The sequence below is a fragment of the Klebsiella sp. HC6 genome, from assembly GCF_022605325.1.
GTDB classification, from domain to species: domain Bacteria; phylum Pseudomonadota; class Gammaproteobacteria; order Enterobacterales; family Enterobacteriaceae; genus Klebsiella; species Klebsiella terrigena.
Map to the genome: position 1 here is coordinate 1,048,623 of NZ_CP093276.1, position 18,547 is coordinate 1,067,169.

The following is an 18,547-nucleotide window of genomic DNA, read 5'->3' on the forward strand; positions in this document are numbered from 1 at the left end:
TATTTGTTGAGCTTTGTCACGTCTTTATGTGCCATGTTTTTTGAAACAAATAATTACGATCTCGATCACTAAAACATCATCTCTTAAAAAATAAAATGCAGTTTCATAAAATAGAAACATAATTTTAATTTTGAGGGGTACCCTATGTTTGCACGATCTCTGGCCCTTGCTGCTCTCTGCGCCGCGTCTTTTTCTGCTTCGGCCGTCACGGTGGATTTGCGTCATGAATTCATCGACGGCGGTAAAACCGATAAAACCAACGCCGACCGCGTCTCCGTGTCGCACCGGTTCGCCAACGGCTTTGGTTTCTCCGTCGAGGCAAAGTGGAAGTCAGGAGGGGATAACACCGATCAGCCTTATTCAGACTTTGTGGGCAACGGGCATGAAGAAACCATCAGCTGGCAGTGGAAGGCGAACAAGAATTTCTCCGTCACGCCGGGCTTCAATATTGAAAGTAACGACAGCCGCTCAATCTATAAGCCGAACCTGCGCGTGCAGTACAGCTTCGATAACGGTTTCTACGTTGCTGCCCGCTACCGTTACGACTACACCCGCTACCCGGCAAGCGCGGGCAAAGAGGACGATAAAGTTAACCGCGGCGATGCGTGGGCGGGCTTCGTGCTGGGCGACTGGCGTACCGAGCTGAACTACGTTTATGCCCGCAGTAGCGAAGGCGTAAACCGTAATGACAATAAACCCTACTCCCAGGAATATAACGTCAAGCTGGCCTATAAGCTGGATAAGAACTGGGCGCCCTACGGCGAGGTGGGTAACGTTGGCGTTAACGACCGCAGCGACCGCCAGACCCGCTTCCGCGTAGGCGTGGCGTACACCTTCTGATATAAACAACAGCCTCATCGTTTACCCCGGCGCAGTTAGCCGGGGTTTTGCCGTTAATCAGCCGCCATCCTCCGTTGATTATGACGCGCGAGGGCGTACTCTTCGCTGCTCCCGAGCGCCTGAATGTGGCCGGCTGCGGGCCAAAAAAAAGCCCTCCAAAAGGAGGGCAAGGCCAGTTACAGAAGTACTCAATCAAACTCAGGTTACAACAGGTTATGCCTGCAGCATCTCGCGCTGCTCGGGGATCTTCGCGATATAGATAGCCGGTTTACCGTCCTTATCGGAGCTAAACAGGATCGCGCTATCGTCCGGCGTAAAGGAGGGGTGCGGATGGGTCACCTGGCGGCTGTTGGCGATGGTTGCCCACGACGTATCGTGGCGCGCAACGCGGAAGAAGGCTCGCTTCGCCACGTCGAAAACGTACAGATAGGGGTCGTTATCGATGGTATAGCCGCTGGTATCCTTCACGTCTACCGGGGTGCCGGAACCGTCGCCCACCAGCAGCGTGCCGTCAAAATTACTCATCAGATGCGAACAGGCGGGCATCTGCATCAGCGCTTCGTTCATGCCGCTATCCGGGTTAAAGCGGTAAACGGTGCGTCCCTGCTGGCCCTTCAGGTAGGAGACGTACATCAGCGCCGAGCCGTCCGGCACCCAGAACTCGTGGGTGCAGCTTTCGCCCTCGGCATGCTCTTTGACTTTACGTACGCTGCTGCCGTCTTCATTCACCATCCACATGCGGGCATCAACCAGATCGTGCGGGCCTTCGTGGCAGAAGGCGACGGTGTTGTCATCAAACGGCCGATAAATAGGATGGCCCAGCCAGTTTTTCTCTTCATGGATGGTGCGGCTTTCACCGGTTTGCAAATCGACGCCCAGCAGGCGGCAGCGCGGGCCCTTATGGAAGAAGTCGTGGAAGGTCTGCCAGTCGTTGAGCGGCGTCCAGTCGCTTTTGGCGATCTCAATGCCGACCAGCTTGCTGCAGTCGCTGTTAGCGACCCAGGTTCCGTAGCCCACCCACTCGTCGGCAACGCGATAGACTTCGCGCTCCTGCAGGGTGGTGAGGTTAACTTCCAGCAGCGTGCGGTCGTTTTTAACGTAATAGAGGGAGGTATCGTCCGGCGAGAGGAAGCCGCCGAAGGTGTTGTCGCCGGCTCCTTCGGTGAGCTGGACGGCTTCGGCCGCGGCGATATCCAGCAGGTAGTAGTTCCAGTGCCCGTCGAATTCACCGGCGAACAGCAGGTGGCTACCGTCGTTGAAAAAGCATTTCTGATAGAAATAGTTACGATGGCAGGTCACTTCCGGAGGGGTTAAGCGGGTGACCTCTGCCCCGGTATCGGGATCGCGGCTGACTTCATAGTTGAGTTTTACCCGCATGCCTTTAGCCATGATGTGCTCCTTTTCCTTCCTGCGCTGCCGCCTCCCTGAGGGGCGTGTGAGCAGATGAGTTTGATTTAAAAGATAGGTGTTAATTTATCAAAACATCGTTTCATTATTTGTGATGGCGAGCGCAGTTCGCAATAACTTCCTGCTCTGGATCGCACTTTTTTGCCTCCAGGCAGCGGCATGAGGAGGGAACTTTGTTTTTATGCCGACTTTCTGCGATCTGATGATGATTTTCTAAGTTTCTATAATGCTTTGTATTTAAATGAATTTCATTCTTTATTGTTTCAGGTCGGGTCAGCGCTTCGTGATCTGATTTGCATTTTTACCATTTGCTTCGCTAAAAATTGAAACGATGTTTTAATAATAATTGAAAATGACCTTGCCCGGAGATAAGATGGGTCCACTTGCAAAACGGAACTCTGTTTTATTTTTATGATGGGCCAGCCCCAGAGAGTTCTTCTAACCATAATGGCCAGCGCAAACAGCCGGTCGAACCTATAGAACCTCGCCTGTGTAGTACGGGCTATCTGAAAGATAAAGGAACCAGGTATGATACTCGATACATTCTCTCTCCAGGGTAAAGTGGCCGTTGTGACCGGATGTGACACCGGGCTGGGCCAGGGCATGGCGGTAGGGCTGGCGGAAGCGGGCTGCGATATTGTCGGTATCAATATCGTTGAGCCAACGGAGACGATTGAGCGCGTCACCGCGCTGGGCCGTCGTTTTCTCAGCCTGACCGCCGACCTGCGCCAGATTGAGGGGATCCCGCAGCTGCTGGAGCGCGCCGTCGCTGAATTTGGCCATATCGATATTCTGGTCAACAACGCCGGCCTGATCCGCCGTCAGGATGCCCTTGAGTTCAGCGAAAAGGACTGGGATGACGTGATGGATCTGAATATCAAGAGCGTGTTCTTTATGTCTCAGGCGGCAGCGAAGCACTTCATTGCCCAGGGCAACGGCGGCAAAATCATCAACATTGCCTCCATGCTCTCTTTCCAGGGCGGTATTCGCGTGCCTTCCTACACCGCCTCAAAAAGCGGCGTGATGGGCGTGACCCGCCTGCTGGCGAACGAGTGGGCGCAGCACAACATCAACGTTAACGCTATCGCGCCGGGCTATATGGCGACCAACAATACCCAGCAGCTGCGCGCCGACGAGCAGCGCAGTGCCGAAATTCTTGAGCGTATTCCGGCGGGCCGCTGGGGTTTGCCGAGCGATTTGATGGGGCCGGTGGTGTTCCTCTCCTCCAGCGCGTCCGACTACATCAACGGCTATACCGTGGCGGTGGACGGCGGCTGGCTGGCGCGCTAATTTCCCGCTTTGCCGAATAAAAAACCTGCCACAGACGGCAGGTTTTTTTATGAGTGAACATTAATTGTCCATATCGATAAATGAAAATAATCCATATCAATTGGTTATAGAGTGGCGATTAATCGCATGAATATTGGGTTTTTATCTGCGGGTGATAAGTTTTCGCATCGCTATGAAAGTTGAATGTCCATCACAAAACGATGGCTAGTAGCTAATTAGTCCATATCTTTGGCATCTCCACCCTGACACATTGTCCCGCCGATCCCGTACTTTCTCATCACGTCTTACTATGTTCTGGCAGGGAAAAATGACCTCAATTAATAATGACTCTACGTTAATGCCGCGTACGCAGCGCGATACCCGGCGCATGAACCAGTTTGTCTCCATTGCCGCCGCGGTGGCCGGGCTCCTGTTTGGCCTCGATATCGGGGTGATTGCCGGGGCGTTGCCCTTTATTACCGATCATTTTGCCTTATCCAGCCGCCTGCAGGAGTGGGTGGTGAGCAGCATGATGCTGGGCGCCGCCGTCGGCGCGTTGTTCAACGGCTGGCTCTCTTTCCGCCTCGGGCGTAAATACAGCCTGATGGTCGGGGCGATACTGTTTGTTGCCGGATCCATCGGCTCCGCCTTTGCCAACAGCGTGGAGGTCCTGCTGCTGGCGAGGGTTCTCCTTGGCGTTGCCGTCGGGATCGCCTCCTACACCGCGCCGCTTTATCTCTCTGAAATGGCAAGTGAAAATGTCCGCGGTAAGATGATAAGCATGTATCAGCTGATGGTGACGCTGGGTATCGTGATGGCGTTTTTATCCGATACGGCGTTTAGCTACAGCGGCAACTGGCGCGCCATGCTGGGAGTGCTGGCGCTGCCTGCGGTCCTGCTGATTATTCTGGTCGTGTTCCTGCCCAACAGCCCGCGCTGGCTGGCGGAGAAGGGGCGGCACGTCGAGGCGGAAGAGGTGCTGCGCATGCTGCGCGATACCTCGGAAAAAGCCCGGGACGAGCTCAATGAAATTCGCGAAAGCCTGAAGCTCAAGCAGGGCGGCTGGGCGCTGTTTAAGATCAACCGCAACGTCCGTCGGGCGGTGTTCCTCGGCATGCTGCTGCAGGCGATGCAGCAGTTCACCGGGATGAATATCATCATGTACTACGCGCCGCGTATTTTTAAAATGGCGGGCTTCACCACCACCGAGCAGCAGATGATGGCGACCCTCGTCGTCGGCCTGACCTTTATGTTTGCCACCTTTATTGCGGTGTTTACCGTGGATAAAGCCGGGCGTAAACCGGCGCTGAAAATCGGCTTTAGCGTGATGGCGCTGGGCACGCTGGTGCTCGGCTACTGCCTGATGCAGTTTGATAACGGCACCGCCTCCAGCGGCCTGTCCTGGCTTTCCGTCGGCATGACCATGATGTGTATTGCCGGCTACGCGATGAGCGCCGCCCCGGTGGTGTGGATCCTGTGCTCGGAAATTCAGCCGCTGAAGTGCCGCGACTTCGGCATCACCTGTTCCACCACCACCAACTGGGTGTCGAATATGATTATCGGCGCGACCTTCCTGACGCTGCTCGACGCGATCGGCGCCGCCGGCACCTTCTGGCTCTATACCGCGCTCAACGTCGCCTTTATCGGGGTGACCTTCTGGCTGATCCCGGAAACCAAAAACGTCACCCTTGAGCACATCGAGCGCAACCTGATGTCCGGCAAGAAGCTGCGCGATATTGGCAACTGATTACAGCGACTCCCTCGGCAGCCAGGGGCTGGCAACCCGCACCGTATCCCGATGGCTGTCGCCGTTAATAATATGCAGGGCGCTCAGGCGCCCTATTTCATAATGCGGAAGCTGCACCGTTGAGAGCGGCGGTAAAAACAGATCGCCAATGCCGACCATATTATCGTAACCGACCACCGCCACGTCCTGCGGAATGCGCAGGCCCTGCGCCAGCAGCGTCTGATAAACCATAAAAGCGATGCGATCGTTACCGCAAATCACCGAGTCGAACTGCGGCTTACCCGCGCGAATGTTTGCCAGCAGCATCGCCGGGATGTCGCGATAGTGCTCATCGCCATACTCCATATAGCCGTGTTCGAGCGTATGCGGATCGAGACCCGCTTCCCGACAGGCGCGCTCCAGCCCCTGGCGCCGGCGCACGGTCGCCAGATGCTTCGCCGGCAGATGCAGGCACAGCGGACGGCGATAGCCTGCCGCCAGCAGGGCCTGCACCGCCGCATACTGACCCTGCTCGTCGTCCGGAATATAGCTGGCCACCGGGTCGTGGAGGCTTTCGCAGTTGGCCAGCACGCAGGGGAGGGTCAGCAGCTTGGCCGGGAGCGGCACCTGGCGCAGCCCCATGGTGGTGTAGATAATCCCGTCCGGCCGGTGGGAGAGCAGCAGGTCGACGATGGTGTCCGGGCTATCGTCGGAGAACATGTTGACCACGAAGCTGTTCCAGCCGTGCGCCCGCGCGGTTTCTTCGATTGAGAGCGTAATTTCCACCGAGAAGGGGGTGGTGACGGTATCCAGCGCCAGAACTCCGATGGTGTTTGGCGTGGCGTGGGCGCCGCGTATTTTTTTGGCGGAGAGATCGGGGACGTAGTTGGTCTGTTCAATGGCGGCCTGAACGCGAGCCAGAGTCTCTGGCTTCAGGCGCTCCGGGCTATTCAGCGCCCGTGAGACCGTCATCAGAGAGACGTTTGCCAGTTTTGCCACATCTTTCAAGGATGCCATATTTACTACTCCAACGCTGTCGCCAGGCAACAGGCTATATAACTAAGTCGCTGATGTAAAAGGATCATGTGCGATATTCTATCGCAGGATGCGCCGCAGCGATGGCGAGGAATATTTGATCGCGATCGCATCTCTATTATGTTAACGTTAACTTATGTGATTAACATCATGTATCTCAGCAAAAGGGCATGAGTTTTAGGTTTTGTTAACGTTACCATCTGCGCATTACTCCAACAGAGAACGTCATGATGAAAGCACATCACTCTCACAGCTATCCGATACTCAGCGCCTTACTGTTCTTCTTTTTCGTGACCTGGTCTTCGTCCGGCTCTTTGCTCTCTATCTGGCTCCATCAGGAGGTCGGCCTGAAGGCGGGGGATACCGGCATCATCTACGCGGTTCTCTCCGTTTCAGCGCTGTTTGCCCAAATTTGCTACGGCTTTATTCAGGATAAGCTCGGCCTGCGTAAAAACCTGCTCTGGTATATCACCGCGCTGCTGATCCTCTCCGGGCCGGCCTATCTGCTGTTTGGCTACCTGCTGGGCATTAACATTTTTCTCGGCAGTATTTTTGGCGGGATCTACATCGGCCTGACCTTCAACGGCGGTATCGGCGTGCTCGAGTCCTACACCGAGCGCGTGGCGCGCCAGAGCCAGTTTGAGTTCGGCAAAGCGCGGATGTGGGGATCGCTGGGCTGGGCGGTGGCGACCTTTTTTGCCGGCCTGCTGTTTAACATCAACCCGAAGCTGAACTTTGCCGTCGCCAGCTGCTCCGGCCTGGTATTCTTCGTCCTGCTGGCGCGGCTGCGGGTCTCCTCTGCGCCGCAGGCGATGGAGGAAGCGGTGGCGGGCGGCAAGGTGACGCTGGAGGACGCGCTGCGTCTGCTCACCCTGCGCCGCTTCTGGGCGCTGGTGTTTTTCGTCGTCGGCACCTGTATTTACGGCGTCTACGACCAGCAGTTCCCGGTCTACTTCTCCTCGCAGTTCGCCACCCTGCAGGAGGGCAACGCCATGTACGGCTACCTGAACTCTTTCCAGGTGTTTCTTGAGGCGGCGGGGATGTTCTGCGCGCCCTGGCTGGTTAACCGCATTGGCGCGAAAAATGGCCTGATTTTCGCCGGTATGGTGATGGCGCTGCGGATGGTGGCCTCCGGGCTGGTAGAGGGGCCGCTGCTCATCTCTATCACCAAGCTGCTGCACGCGGTGGAGCTGCCGATCCTGCTGGTATCTATCTTTAAATACAACAGCTTAAACTTTGATAAGCGCCTCTCATCGACGCTCTATCTGGTGGGCTTTGCCTGCACCAGCTCGGTTATTGCTACCGTGCTGTCGCCGCTGGCGGGCTATAGCTACGAGATATACGGCTTTGCCCGGTCCTATTTGATTATGGGCCTGCTGGTGTTCTTCACCACCTTTATCTCCATCTTCTTGCTGCGCTCGGCTAAGTCACCATCCGACCCGCTGATGCCGCAACCTTCCGTTATTTGAATGACAAGAGTGAAGACTATGACCTACTCAATTAGCAACGCCGAACAGGAACTGCAGGCGAAAAGCGATGCGCTGAACCTGCGCTGGTACCCGCGCTACCATCTTGCCGCCCGCGCGGGCTGGATCAACGATCCTAACGGCCTGGTGTGGTTCGACGGCTGGTATCACGCCTTTTACCAGCACCATCCCTACTCGACGCAGTGGGGGCCGATGCACTGGGGTCATGCGCGCAGTAAAGATTTGGTGCACTGGGAGCATCTGCCGGTGGCGCTGGCGCCGGAAGGCTCGGAGGATAAGGACGGCTGCTTCTCCGGCTCCGCGGTGGTCGACGGCGATACGCTGGCGCTGATTTATACCGGGCATAAATTCCACGGTGACCCGAACGATGAGGCCAACCTGTATCAGGTGCAGTGCCTGGCGACCAGCCGCGACGGCATCCACTTTGAGCGCCAGGGGGTCGTCCTCGATACCCCGCCGGGGCTGCACCATTTCCGCGATCCTAAGGTGTGGCGCGAGGGCGATAGCTGGTACATGATCGTCGGCGCGCGCCTCGGCGACGTCGGCCAGGTGCGCCTCTACCGTTCGGCCGACCTGCGCCAGTGGCAGGACGCGGGCGTGCTTGATGAGGCGGAAAAAGAGATGGGCTATATGTGGGAGTGCCCGGACTTTTTTGCCCTCAACGACAGGCGCGTGCTGATGTTTTCTCCGCAGGGCATGGCGGCGCAGGGCTATCAGAATCGGAACCTGTTCCAAAGTGGCTATCTGCTCGGCGACTGGCAGCCGGGCGGCACCTTTGTGCGCGAAGGCGAGTTTGTGGAGATGGACAGCGGGCATGATTTTTATGCGCCGCAGAGCTTCCTGACGCCGGACGGTCGGCGGATCGTTATCGGCTGGCTGGATATGTGGGAGTCGCCGCTGCCGGAGCAGCAGGACGGCTGGGCGGGGATGCTCTCGCTGCCGCGCGAGCTGAGCCTGAGCGCCGACAGCCGGCTGCAGATGCGTCCGGCGAAAGAGGTCGAAAGCCTGCGCGGAGCGTGGTTCCCGTGGCCGGTAAGCACCTTGAAAAATCAGCAGACCATGCTGGTGGAAAACTGCGAGGCGATGGAGGTTATCCTGCACTGGGATAGCGCCAGCTGCAGCGCTGAGCAGTATGGCCTCAGCTTCGGCGACGGCCTGCGGGTCTACGTTGACGCGCAGATGCAGCGCCTGGTGCTGGAGCGTCACTATCCGCAGCATGGCCTGTGCGGCGCGCGCAGCGTGCCGTTAACCGCCGGGGCGCCGCTCAGGCTACGGATATTTTTCGACAGCTCTTCCGTCGAGGTCTTCGTTAACGAGGGCGAAGCCTGCCTCAGCAGCCGTATTTATCCGGATGCCGCTCGCCGTGAATTAACCTTATTTGCGTGGAGCGGATCGGCCAGCTTATCTGAGGCCGGGGCCTGGCAGCTCGAATAATATCGTTACCGTTTTATTATGCCGTTAATAACCCGTCTGCGACGATGGGCGGGTTATTATTGTCATCATCGTCGTGCTTTACCTGTATACCCGTCATACTTCAGGCTGCATACGCGCTGGCTGCACTCTCACCCTGGTCACTTACTTTAGTAAGCGCCTGGGAACTCGCTCTCTTGCCGCCTTGATGCCGCTCGAATTATTTAGGGTATAAATAAAGATTTCATTTAATTAAATAATAAAAGGGTTTACCGATGAATAAAATCTGGGTCGGGTGCTTTCTGACGTCTTTATTTACCCCTCTGGCTAATGCGCAGGAACCATTAACACTCGAAGAACGGCTGGCGCAAATGGAGCAGCGACTGCAGGAGACCGAGCAGCGGGCAACCAGCGCCGAGGCGGAGATTCGGGCGCTAAAGCGTCAGGAGACGCCGGCGGTAGCGGCCAGCAACGCGGCGGCTAAACCCGCGCTGCAGGTCAATGATTATGGCGAATTAAAGTTTTATGGCGACGTTGAGTTTAATATGGATGGCGCCAGCCGTACCGGTAGCCTGACCTCGGTGAGGACCACTGCGAATAAAAGCTGGGCGCCGGGGGAAAAAGAGCGCTGGGATATTAACGGACGTATTCTTCTCGGCTTTGATGGCCTGCGGAAAGGGGCCGATGGCAAGTATGCCGGCTTCAGCGTACAGCCGCTGGCGGATATTAATGGCAAGATGAATCTGGACGATGCGGCCTTTTTCTTTGGCCAGCAGGATGACTGGAAAATTAAAATTGGGCGCTTTGAAGCCTACGATATGTTCCCGCTAAATCAGGATACCTTTATTGAATATTCCGGCAATACGGCGAACGATCTTTACAGCGACGGCTACGGCTATATCTATATGATGAAAGAGGGGCGCGGACGCAGCAGCAGCGGCGGCAACTTCCTGCTGAGCAAAAATCTCGGCAGCTGGTACTTCGAGGTGAATACGCTGGTGGAGGACGGCAGCACGCTCTTCGTCGATCGCAACTATCACGGCAACGCGCTGGATAACCAGAAAAACGTCGCCTACGTGCGTCCGGTAGTGGCGTGGCAATCCGGCGCGTGGTCGGTGGCGGCGGCGATGGAGAGTAACCTCGTCAATAATGCCTACGGCTATCAGGACCCGCGCGGCCGCTGGGTCGACCAGTCGAGCCGTACCGGCTACGGCATGACCATGAGCTGGAACACGCTGAAGGCCGACCCGCAGGATGGCGCGGTGGTGAATCTGAGTACCGCCTATCTCGACGCCACGGATGAGCAGGACTTCAGCGCCGGCATCAACGCGCTATGGCATCGCGTGGAGCTGGGCTATATCTATGCGCATAACAAAATCGACCAGTTTAATCTGGCGGGCGTGAGCGCAGAATGCGACAACGAGTGCGCGGTACTCGCCCCGGGGCGCTATGACATCCACACGCTGCACGCCTCGTGGCTGCTGCCGAATATCATGGATATGGCGAATTTTAACATTTACCTCGGCGCCTACGCCTCGTGGCTGGATTCATCGGCGGAGAAAAGCGCGGGATCGGACGAACGCTACGGCGCTCGCGTGCGCTTCAAATACTTCTTCTGAGGGGAAAAAGCCGCCGGTCCCGGCATCCCGCGGGGCGGTTTGCCTTTCATGACGGGCTGGTGGCAAAAAATCCCCCGCAGCGGGAGCCGCGGGGAGGTTTGGCAGGGCTGAATTAGCGCATGGCGCGCTTGAGAATGCGGTCCGACTGACGCTGGAAGTCCGCCGCCGTCTCTTCTACGGATTTCTGCCCGTAATCGATGTACTGCAGGGAGGTGCCGAACTGGGCTACGATCTGCGGGTCGTCGAAGTAGGGCGACACGGAGAGTTTCGCCGGCAGGGACTGCGCCAGCTTCAGCCCGGAAACCGCCGGATCGTCGGCCTTGATCGTGCCGTCTTCGGTCAGGTACTGCACCGCCACCTTACTCAGCGGCACGCCGCGCTCGAGTCCTAAGGTATCGACCCCGGCTTTGCTGTTCAGCAGGAAGTTAATCACCTTCGCCGCCGCTTCCGGGTTTTTCGTTGATTTACCGATCGAGAGCATCTGCGCGGGCTTAAAGAACAGGCCGGCGTCGGTGGCGCCCGGCAGCATCGGGTATTCCCCCAGCTCCAGCTTCGCCGGCGGCTTCAGGTTGTCGGAGTATTTGTTGATGGTGGAGTTCCACATGTAGGTCCCCGCCCACTCGCCCTGGATCCACGGCTTCATCTCGTACATATTGCTTTTGCCAAACGAGGCGTAGTATTTGGTGTCCGGCATGACGTGGCTGTCGATAAGCTTTTTATACATCTGGAAAAACTCGACCCACTGCTCTTTGCTGTAGGAGAATTTCTTGGTTTTATCGTCGATAGCCGGCTGGTTGTACTTCTGAATCATATAGGAGTTCAGCAGCGCCAGGGTGTCCTGGTGCTCCAGCACCACCGGGTAGTACTGCTTGCCGAGCTTGCTTTCAAAGGCTTTGCCCGCCGCCATCAGCTCATCCCAGGTTTTTGGGTAGGCAACGCCGGCTTTTTTCCAGGTTTCGTCGTTAAAGTAGAACACGCGGGCGGTCACGGAAATGGGAATGCCGTTGAGCTTGCCGTTCACGGTGGTGGACTGCAGCTCCTTCGCGTCAAACTGGCTGAGATCGATGACGTCCTTCATCTTATTCAGGTCGTAAAAGCCGTCGCCGTTTTTCGAGAAAATAGGCAGCCAGTTCCAGTTGGTCTGCATCACGTCAGGCTCGGTGCCGCCGGCGATTTGCGTGGTCAGGCGCGAGAGGTGGCCGTCCCAGCCGGTGTATTCCGCTTTGACGTTAATATCCGGGTTCTGCTTATGAAATTCTTCCAGCGCTTTCAGGGTCACCTGATGGCGGCCGTTGCCGCCCCACCAGGACATGCGCAGGTCGACATCCTGTGCCAGAGAAGGTAGCGCGGTCAGGCCCAGAGTGGCGGAGATTGCGGCGCTTAAGAGCACTTTTTTCATTTTAATACTCCAGTGATTACAGAGAGATGTTCTGTTCGGTCGCCGCATCAAAGAGGTGGCATTTGTTGAGATCGAACTGGTAATAGACCTTACGATGCAGCCCTTTTTCGATCATCGGCCTCGCTTCGTCGGAAGGGACGCGGGCGGTCAGCTCATAATCGGCAACCTTCATATAGACAAAGAACTCGTGGCCCATATTTTCCACGCGCACCATCTCACCGGAACCGCAGCCTTCGGCGAACGGCTGGTCTGAGATAGAGACGAACTCCGGGCGCACGCCGTAGAACAGCGGCTGGTCCTTATAGCCTTCGGCTTTGCTCTGCAGGGTATCGTTGAGGGGCAGCAGATCGTCACCGACGTGCATATGCAGGCGGCCGTCGCGCTCAACCAGCTTGCAGGGACGGATGTTCATCTCCGGCGCGCCGATAAAGCCCGCGACAAACATATTTTTTGGCTTGTGGTACAGATTGTCCGGGGTATCAACCTGCATGATGTGGCCCAGCTTCATCACGCAGATACGGTCGCCCATGGTCATGGCTTCGGTCTGATCGTGGGTGACGTAGACGGTGGTCGCCGGTTTGCCGGATTTCTTCAGCTGCTTGTGCAGATCGGAGATACGAATACGCATCGAGGCGCGCAGCTTGGCGTCGAGGTTAGAGAGCGGCTCATCGAACAGAAATACGTCCGGTTTCTTAACGATCGCCCGGCCAACCGCCACGCGCTGGGCCTGGCCGCCGGAGAGCTGGCGCGGCAGGCGGTCGAGCAGCTCTTCCAGCTCGAGGATTTTTGCCGCTTCGTTAACCTGGCTTTCAATCTGATCCTTTGGCAGCTTGCTCAGCTTGAGGCCAAAGGCGAGGTTTTCGCGCACCGTCATATGCGGATAGAGCGCGTAGTTCTGGAACACCATCGCAATCCCGCGCGCTTTTGGCGCGAGGTTGTTAACGATTTTCTCCCCGATGCGCACTTCGCCGCCGCTGATGGTTTCGAGACCCGCCAGCATGCGCAGGGTGGTGGATTTGGCGCAGCCGGATGGCCCGACAATCACCATAAACTCCCCGTCAGCGATTTTCAGGTCGATAGCATGTACCGCTTTGAAGCCGTTGGAGTAGACCTTTTCCAGTTTTTTGAAAATAACTTCAGCCATGATATTTCCCTCTTAACCTTTAATTCCGCTGCTGGTGACGCCCTGTACGAAGTAGCGTTGAGCCAGGAAGAATACGATGATGGATGGCAGAATGGAGATGCTCGCCATTGCCAGAATTTCGTTCCACGGAGCGCCTTCCGTGACGTCGATGGACATTTTCAGCGCCAGCGCGATCGGATACTTATCGACGCTATAGACGTAAATCAGCGGACCAATAAAGTCGTTCATTGACCACATAAACTGGAACAGCGCGACCGAGATAATCGCCGGTTTTAAAATCGGCACCACCACGTACCACAGCACCTGGAAGGAGTTGCAGCCGTCAATCTGCGCCGCCTCTTCCATATCGCGCGGCACGCCGCGCAGGAACTGAATCAGCATGAAGACGAAGAACCCCTGGGTGGCGAAGGCCAGCGGCAGGTACAGCGGCAGATAGCTGTTCAGCATCCCCATTTCGCGGAACATCAGGTACTGCGGGATGAGCAGTACGGTGCTCGGCAGCAGCATGGTGGTGATGAGGGTGGCGAACCAGAATTTCTTCCACGGGATCTCGAAGCGGGCAAAGCCGTAGGCCACGATGGTGGAGGAGATAATGGTCAGGATCACCTTCGGAATCACGTACTTGAAGGTATTCAGCATGTAGTGGCCGAAGTTGTATTCCGTCCCGGTCTTCCAGCCGTTGATAAACCCGTCCCAGGTCGCGTGAGCGGGCCACAGGCTGAGGGTGGTGAAGATCTCGTGGTTTGGTTTGAACGACGCCGAGAACATCCACACCAGCGGATAGAGCATCAGCAGGCCAACGAACAGCAGGATCACATAGCGGATGCTGGCGTTCATTTTTTCCCGCCGCAGCGTTCTGGCAACCTCGCGCTCTGCGATGTCCCGGGCCGCGGAAATTTGTTGGATATCAGCCATTTTTGCCTCCCTTATCGGCGGAGTAGAACACCCAATATTTCGAAGACTTAAAGGCAATGGCGGCAAACACCGCGACGACCAGGAACAGCACCCATGCCAGAGCCGCGCCGTAGCCCATATCGAAGTACTTAAAGGCGGTGTCGTAGATATAGAGTGAGAACAGATAGGTGGAGTAGGTTGGGCCGCCGCCGGTTATCACGTACGGTCCGGTAAACTCCTGGAATGCCTGGGTGGTTTGCATAATGAAGTTGAAGAAGATCACTGGCGTAATCAGCGGCACCGTCACCTTCATAAACATCTGCCACTTCGAGGCGCCGTCGATCATCGCCGCTTCGTACTGCGATTGCGGAACGTTCTGCAGCGCCGCGAGGAAAATCACCATTGCCGAACCGAACTGCCAGACGCGCAGCAGGGTCACCGACATCAGCGCCAGCGACGGCTCGCCGAGCCAGTTAACCGGGTCGAAGCCCAGCACGCCGATAAAGCTGTTCAGCAGGCCGTCGATAGCGAACAGCGCGCGCCACAGTACGGCGATGGCGACGGAGCTGCCGAGAATCGACGGAATGTAATAGGCGGTACGGAAGAAACCGATGCCGCGTAGCTTAAAGTTGAGAACAAACGCGATGCCCAGCGCAAAGGCCAGCTTCAGCGGAATGGTTAAAAAGACATAGGCGAAGGTGACGCCCATGGACTTCCAGAAGAGAGAATCTTCGGTCAGCATGTAGCGATAGTTTTCAATGCCGTTAAATACCGGCGGACTCATCAAGTCGTACTCAGTGAAACTGAGGAAGAAAGATGAAACAAAGGGAAAGGCGGTAAAGATTATCAGCCCGATGATATAGGGCGATATCCATGCCAATCCCAGCAGCTTGTTTTCATTCATACATACCTACCTGGCTTACGAGTTTGTAAAACGGATTCGGTTTATACCCGGTGTACTTCACGCTGTGTGCGCTATCCGCGCTGAAAAGCAGCCGGAAAAGTTAATCTGTTGCTGGTATCTGTGCTGGCGCTTCCTTCCTTGTTGAACCCTGTTTTTGTCATGGTTTGTCACCCGCAGCTCCCTGCTGAGCGTGCACCGGTTCGGCTTTGCTATGCCCGGCGCCTTTAATTTTATAAAACGCCGTTTTAAATTTATTTTATTGCGATTTATTACAGAGTCATTCGATTCATAGTGGAAATGTGATCGGAGTCGAAACGATGTTTCAAAAAATGAGATGGCGGGCGTTTTGTAAGGCTGGTAAGGGCTGGGGAGAGGTGCCGGAAAGGTGATCTGGCGCAGATGTGCGGTATTTTATTGCCCGGCTAATGATTGCCTTTGTACATATTTTTTAACAAATAATAATGGACGTGTGGGGGCGCGGTGGCAGGAGAGGGGGGCATGCCCGCTCTTCCGCTACCGCGCCCGGGGAAGATTAGTTTTGCAGAAAATCCTGACGAACGGGCGTAAAGGTATCCAGCAGGGTTCCCGCCTTCAGGCACACGCAGCCGTGCATAATATGCGGCTGCTTGTAGAGCGTGTCGCCGGCGCTGACCACGCGTTTCTCATCACCGATGGTGAATTCGAACTCACCTGAAAGCACGTAGGTCAGCTGCTCGTGGGGGTGGTTATGCATCGGACCAATGGCGCCGACGTCAAAGTTAACCTCAACCGCCATCATTTTGCCGCCGTGCGCCAGAATGCGTCGGGTCACGCCGTTGCCCAGATCGTCGAGCGTGGTCTCTTTATGAAAAATAAACATCCGCGGGTCCTGTTGTTAAGTGAAACAATGTTTCATTTAATTTATCGCACAATTTTCTAAAAAGAAACGATCGGCGAGAGAAGTGGAAAGCCGATCACAAGTTTGCTTCACCGGGGGAAACCATAAAAGGAGCGAATAATGAAAACGATTGGCCTGCTGGTGCCCGTAGAAAGCAGCCCGCTGCCGGTATTTGATACCGCGGCCATTCACGCCGCGGACGCGGTGGAGTTTATGCTTTCTTAAGCACCCTATCGAGCGGGCGCTGGATCTGCGCCAGGCTGTGCTGCAAGTGGTGAATAAAGGCGTCGACCAGCGCCGAACCGGGGCGGTGCAGCGGGCGGATCATGCTGACGGTAAAGGGCACATCGATGCTGAAGCGGCGCACCGCGACGCCGCTTTCGGCATAGTCGAGGGCGGTGAGCGGATTAACCACCGAGATGCCGACGCCCGCGCGCACCATCGCGCAAATCGACGCGGCGCTGTGCGTTTCGACCACCATTCGCCGCTTGACCTGATGTTCAAGGAACAGGGCGTCAAGCAGCTGGCGATAGCTGTCGGTCCGCGACAGGCTGATGTAGTTTTCAGCGTGGAAATCGGCGGGAGTCAGAACCTGCTTCGCGGCGAGCGGATGGTCCTGCGGCAGGACGCAGACCTCATTCAGCGTCAGCAGCGGCGTGCGCTCGGTGCCGGCGGGCGTATGCAGGGTTTCGGTCAGGCCAAGATCGTGGCGCTGGGCGGAGAGCCACTCCTCCAGCAGGGGCGACTCCTGGGGAACAATCTGCAGGCTGACCTCCGGGTAGCGCGCCAGAAACGGCTGCAGCAGCAGCGGTAAAAAGGACTGGGAAAATACCGGCAGGCACACCACCGACAGCTCGCCCTGGCGAAACTCGCGCAGGCTTTCCGCCGCGCTGACGATCCTGTCCAGCCCGTACCACGACCGCTGCACCTCTTCAAACAGCCGCAGCCCCTGGACCGTGGGCTGCAAGCGGCCGCGAGCGCGCTCAAAAAGCTTCAGTCCCAGCACCTTTTCAAAGCGCGCCAGCTCCCGGCTGACCGTCGGCTGGGAAGTATGCAGCATGCGGGCGGCCTCGGTCAGATTACCGGTGGTCATCACCGCGTGGAAGATTTCGATATGACGCAAATTGACGGCGGGCATGGCAGCTCTCGGGTGGCATCAGGTGTCCATATCATTTTTGCATAGACTCACGATAAAACGATATTTTTTATTCCCTTCGGGCTATGGCGTAATCATAAAAAACACGCACAACGCAGACAACGCCGGAGTTCACCATGCCACGCTCGCTTTACGCCACCGATACCGACCTGACCGCAGATAACCTGCTGCGCCTGCCCGCCGAGTTTGGCTGCCCGGTATGGGTCTACGACGCGCAGATTATTCGCCGCCAGATTGCCCAGCTCAGCAAGTTTGACGTGGTGCGCTTTGCGCAGAAGGCGTGTTCGAATATTCATATCCTGCGCCTGATGCGCGAGCAGGGCGTGAAGGTGGATTCCGTCTCCCTCGGCGAGATTGAGCGCGCGCTGGCGGCGGGCTACGATCCGCAGCAGCATCCGGAAGATATTGTCTTTACCGCCGATCTGATCGACGACGCAACGCTGGAGCGGGTGAAGGAGCTGCAGATCCCGGTGAACGCCGGATCGGTGGATATGCTGAGCCAGCTGGGCGAAGTCTCGCCGGGCCATCGCGTGTGGCTGCGGGTCAATCCGGGGTTCGGTCACGGCCATAGCCAGAAAACCAACACCGGCGGCGAAAACAGCAAGCACGGTATCTGGTATAGCCACCTGCCGGCGGCGCTGGAGGTGATGCGTCGCTATCAGCTGCAGCTGGTGGGGATTCACATGCACATTGGCTCAGGGGTGGATTATGCTCACCTCGAGCAGGTGTGCGGCGCGATGGTGCGCCAGGTGATCGAGTTTGGTCAGGATCTGCAGGCGATCTCCGCCGGCGGCGGCCTGTCGATCCCGTATCGCGAAGGCGAAGAGGCGATCGATACCGATCACTATTACGGCCTGTGGAACGCCGCCCGCGAGCAGGTGGCGAAGCATCTTGGCCATCCGGTGAAGCTGGAGATCGAGCCGGGTCGCTTCCTGGTGGCGGAATCCGGCGTGCTGGTCTCCCAGGTGCGCAGCGTGAAGGAGATGGGCAGCCGTCACTTTGTGCTGATTGACGCCGGTTTTAACGACCTGATGCGTCCGTCGATGTACGGCAGCTACCACCACATCAGCGCCCTGGCGGCGGACGGCCGCGATCTTAGCGCGGCGCCGATGATTGAAACCGTGGTCGCCGGACCGCTGTGCGAATCCGGGGATGTCTTTACCCAGCAGGAAGGGGGGAAGGTGGAAACGCGCCTGCTGCCTGACGTGGCGCCGGGCGATTACCTGGTGCTGCACGATACCGGCGCCTACGGTGCGTCGATGTCCTCAAACTACAACAGCCGACCGCTGCTGCCGGAAGTGCTGTTCGATAACGGCAGCGCGCGGCTGATTCGCCGCCGCCAGACCATTCAGGAGCTGCTGGTCTTAGAGCAAATCTGAT

The 18,547-nt window shown here is 57.0% G+C and carries 15 protein-coding genes and 1 pseudogene; 8 read left to right on the plus strand and 8 right to left on the minus strand.

The window, feature by feature from the left end; translation table 11 throughout:
- Positions 1–144 precede the first annotated feature (144 nt).
- Positions 145–840, plus strand: a complete 696-nt coding sequence (locus tag MMW58_RS05155) for an oligogalacturonate-specific porin KdgM family protein (RefSeq protein ID WP_123708688.1) — start codon at positions 145–147, stop codon at positions 838–840.
- A gap of 213 nt (positions 841–1,053) precedes the next feature.
- On the opposite strand, the gene MMW58_RS05160 is transcribed toward MMW58_RS05155, so the two are convergent.
- Positions 1,054–2,229, minus strand: coding sequence for an oligogalacturonate lyase family protein (locus MMW58_RS05160; RefSeq protein WP_241722850.1), 1,176 nt, complete (start codon positions 2,227–2,229; stop codon positions 1,054–1,056).
- A gap of 546 nt (positions 2,230–2,775) precedes the next feature.
- Between MMW58_RS05160 and kduD the strand changes: the two genes are divergently transcribed.
- Positions 2,776–3,537, plus strand: a complete 762-nt coding sequence (kduD, locus tag MMW58_RS05165) for a 2-dehydro-3-deoxy-D-gluconate 5-dehydrogenase KduD (protein ID WP_045857388.1) — start codon at positions 2,776–2,778, stop codon at positions 3,535–3,537.
- 307 nt (positions 3,538–3,844) lie between these two features.
- Positions 3,845–5,263, plus strand: a complete 1,419-nt coding sequence (gene araE / locus MMW58_RS05170; RefSeq protein WP_045857390.1) for an arabinose-proton symporter AraE — start codon at positions 3,845–3,847, stop codon at positions 5,261–5,263.
- Here araE and MMW58_RS05175 read toward each other — a convergent pair whose 3' ends face one another.
- Positions 5,264–6,259 carry a LacI family DNA-binding transcriptional regulator gene (locus MMW58_RS05175; RefSeq protein ID WP_159236216.1) on the minus strand — a complete coding sequence of 332 codons (996 nt, stop codon included), beginning with the start codon at positions 6,257–6,259 and terminating at the stop codon, positions 5,264–5,266.
- 245 nt (positions 6,260–6,504) lie between these two features.
- On the opposite strand from MMW58_RS05175, the gene MMW58_RS05180 reads away from it, so the two are divergent.
- The 3 genes from MMW58_RS05180 to MMW58_RS05190 all read left to right on the plus strand — a co-directional run bounded on the left by MMW58_RS05180 (position 6,505) and on the right by MMW58_RS05190 (position 10,793).
- The gene (locus tag MMW58_RS05180; RefSeq protein WP_045857395.1) at positions 6,505–7,746 is read left to right on the plus strand and encodes an MFS transporter; all 1,242 of its coding nucleotides are present in this window, start codon (positions 6,505–6,507) and stop codon (positions 7,744–7,746) included.
- 18 nt (positions 7,747–7,764) lie between these two features.
- The gene (locus tag MMW58_RS05185; protein WP_241722851.1) at positions 7,765–9,198 is read left to right on the plus strand and encodes a glycoside hydrolase family 32 protein; all 1,434 of its coding nucleotides are present in this window, start codon (positions 7,765–7,767) and stop codon (positions 9,196–9,198) included.
- A gap of 251 nt (positions 9,199–9,449) precedes the next feature.
- Positions 9,450–10,793 (plus strand): carbohydrate porin, encoded by a 1,344-nt coding sequence (locus tag MMW58_RS05190; protein WP_241722852.1) that lies wholly within the window; start codon positions 9,450–9,452, stop codon positions 10,791–10,793.
- Between the two features lie 112 nt (positions 10,794–10,905).
- Here MMW58_RS05190 and MMW58_RS05195 read toward each other — a convergent pair whose 3' ends face one another.
- From MMW58_RS05195 to MMW58_RS05215, 5 genes are all read right to left on the minus strand, one after another.
- Entirely contained in the window at positions 10,906–12,192 is a 1,287-nt protein-coding gene (locus MMW58_RS05195) for an ABC transporter substrate-binding protein (protein ID WP_041147054.1), read from the minus strand.
- Positions 12,193–12,208: 16 nt separating this feature from the next.
- On the minus strand, positions 12,209–13,336 hold the full coding sequence (locus MMW58_RS05200) for an ABC transporter ATP-binding protein (RefSeq protein WP_241722853.1): 1,128 nt from the start codon (positions 13,334–13,336) through the stop codon (positions 12,209–12,211).
- 12 nt (positions 13,337–13,348) lie between these two features.
- Positions 13,349–14,251 (minus strand): carbohydrate ABC transporter permease, encoded by a 903-nt coding sequence (locus MMW58_RS05205; protein ID WP_045857405.1) that lies wholly within the window; start codon positions 14,249–14,251, stop codon positions 13,349–13,351.
- A complete protein-coding gene (locus MMW58_RS05210) occupies positions 14,244–15,134 on the minus strand; it encodes a carbohydrate ABC transporter permease (RefSeq protein ID WP_041147051.1) in 891 nt (296 codons plus the stop codon). Before MMW58_RS05210 ends, MMW58_RS05205 begins: the two co-directional genes overlap by 8 nt.
- Positions 15,135–15,666: 532 nt before the next feature.
- A complete protein-coding gene (locus MMW58_RS05215; RefSeq protein WP_133600461.1) occupies positions 15,667–15,993 on the minus strand; it encodes a cupin domain-containing protein in 327 nt (108 codons plus the stop codon).
- A 147-nt stretch (positions 15,994–16,140) separates the two neighbouring features.
- On the opposite strand from MMW58_RS05215, the pseudogene MMW58_RS05220 reads away from it, so the two are divergent.
- Positions 16,141–16,236 (plus strand): annotated as a pseudogene (locus MMW58_RS05220) (aspartate/glutamate racemase); the annotation flags it as partial.
- Here MMW58_RS05220 and MMW58_RS05225 read toward each other — a convergent pair.
- Positions 16,223–17,149 (minus strand): LysR family transcriptional regulator, encoded by a 927-nt coding sequence (locus MMW58_RS05225; RefSeq protein WP_133600579.1) that lies wholly within the window; start codon positions 17,147–17,149, stop codon positions 16,223–16,225. The pseudogene MMW58_RS05220 and the gene MMW58_RS05225 sit on opposite strands and share 14 nt — an antisense overlap.
- 134 nt (positions 17,150–17,283) lie before the next feature.
- Here MMW58_RS05225 and lysA point away from each other — a divergent pair, with 134 nt between their 5' ends.
- Positions 17,284–18,546: a diaminopimelate decarboxylase gene (lysA, locus tag MMW58_RS05230; RefSeq protein WP_241722854.1), complete on the plus strand. Its 1,263-nt coding sequence runs from the start codon at positions 17,284–17,286 to the stop codon at positions 18,544–18,546.
- The last annotated feature ends 1 nt before the right edge of the window (position 18,547 follow it).

Bases quoted from the DNA above. Each gene is read 5' to 3' on its own strand.
- MMW58_RS05155 (WP_123708688.1), top strand. From the start codon at position 145: ATGTTTGCACGATCTCTGGCCCTTGCTGCTCTCTGCGCCGCGTCTTTT.
- MMW58_RS05160 (WP_241722850.1), bottom strand. From the start codon at position 2,229: ATGGCTAAAGGCATGCGGGTAAAACTCAACTATGAAGTCAGCCGCGAT.
- kduD (WP_045857388.1), top strand. From the start codon at position 2,776: ATGATACTCGATACATTCTCTCTCCAGGGTAAAGTGGCCGTTGTGACC.
- araE (WP_045857390.1), top strand. From the start codon at position 3,845: ATGACCTCAATTAATAATGACTCTACGTTAATGCCGCGTACGCAGCGC.
- MMW58_RS05175 (WP_159236216.1), bottom strand. From the start codon at position 6,259: ATGGCATCCTTGAAAGATGTGGCAAAACTGGCAAACGTCTCTCTGATG.
- MMW58_RS05180 (WP_045857395.1), top strand. From the start codon at position 6,505: ATGATGAAAGCACATCACTCTCACAGCTATCCGATACTCAGCGCCTTA.
- MMW58_RS05185 (WP_241722851.1), top strand. From the start codon at position 7,765: ATGACCTACTCAATTAGCAACGCCGAACAGGAACTGCAGGCGAAAAGC.
- MMW58_RS05190 (WP_241722852.1), top strand. From the start codon at position 9,450: ATGAATAAAATCTGGGTCGGGTGCTTTCTGACGTCTTTATTTACCCCT.
- MMW58_RS05195 (WP_041147054.1), bottom strand. From the start codon at position 12,192: ATGAAAAAAGTGCTCTTAAGCGCCGCAATCTCCGCCACTCTGGGCCTG.
- MMW58_RS05200 (WP_241722853.1), bottom strand. From the start codon at position 13,336: ATGGCTGAAGTTATTTTCAAAAAACTGGAAAAGGTCTACTCCAACGGC.
- MMW58_RS05205 (WP_045857405.1), bottom strand. From the start codon at position 14,251: ATGGCTGATATCCAACAAATTTCCGCGGCCCGGGACATCGCAGAGCGC.
- MMW58_RS05210 (WP_041147051.1), bottom strand. From the start codon at position 15,134: ATGAATGAAAACAAGCTGCTGGGATTGGCATGGATATCGCCCTATATC.
- MMW58_RS05215 (WP_133600461.1), bottom strand. From the start codon at position 15,993: ATGTTTATTTTTCATAAAGAGACCACGCTCGACGATCTGGGCAACGGC.
- MMW58_RS05225 (WP_133600579.1), bottom strand. From the start codon at position 17,149: ATGCCCGCCGTCAATTTGCGTCATATCGAAATCTTCCACGCGGTGATG.
- lysA (WP_241722854.1), top strand. From the start codon at position 17,284: ATGCCACGCTCGCTTTACGCCACCGATACCGACCTGACCGCAGATAAC.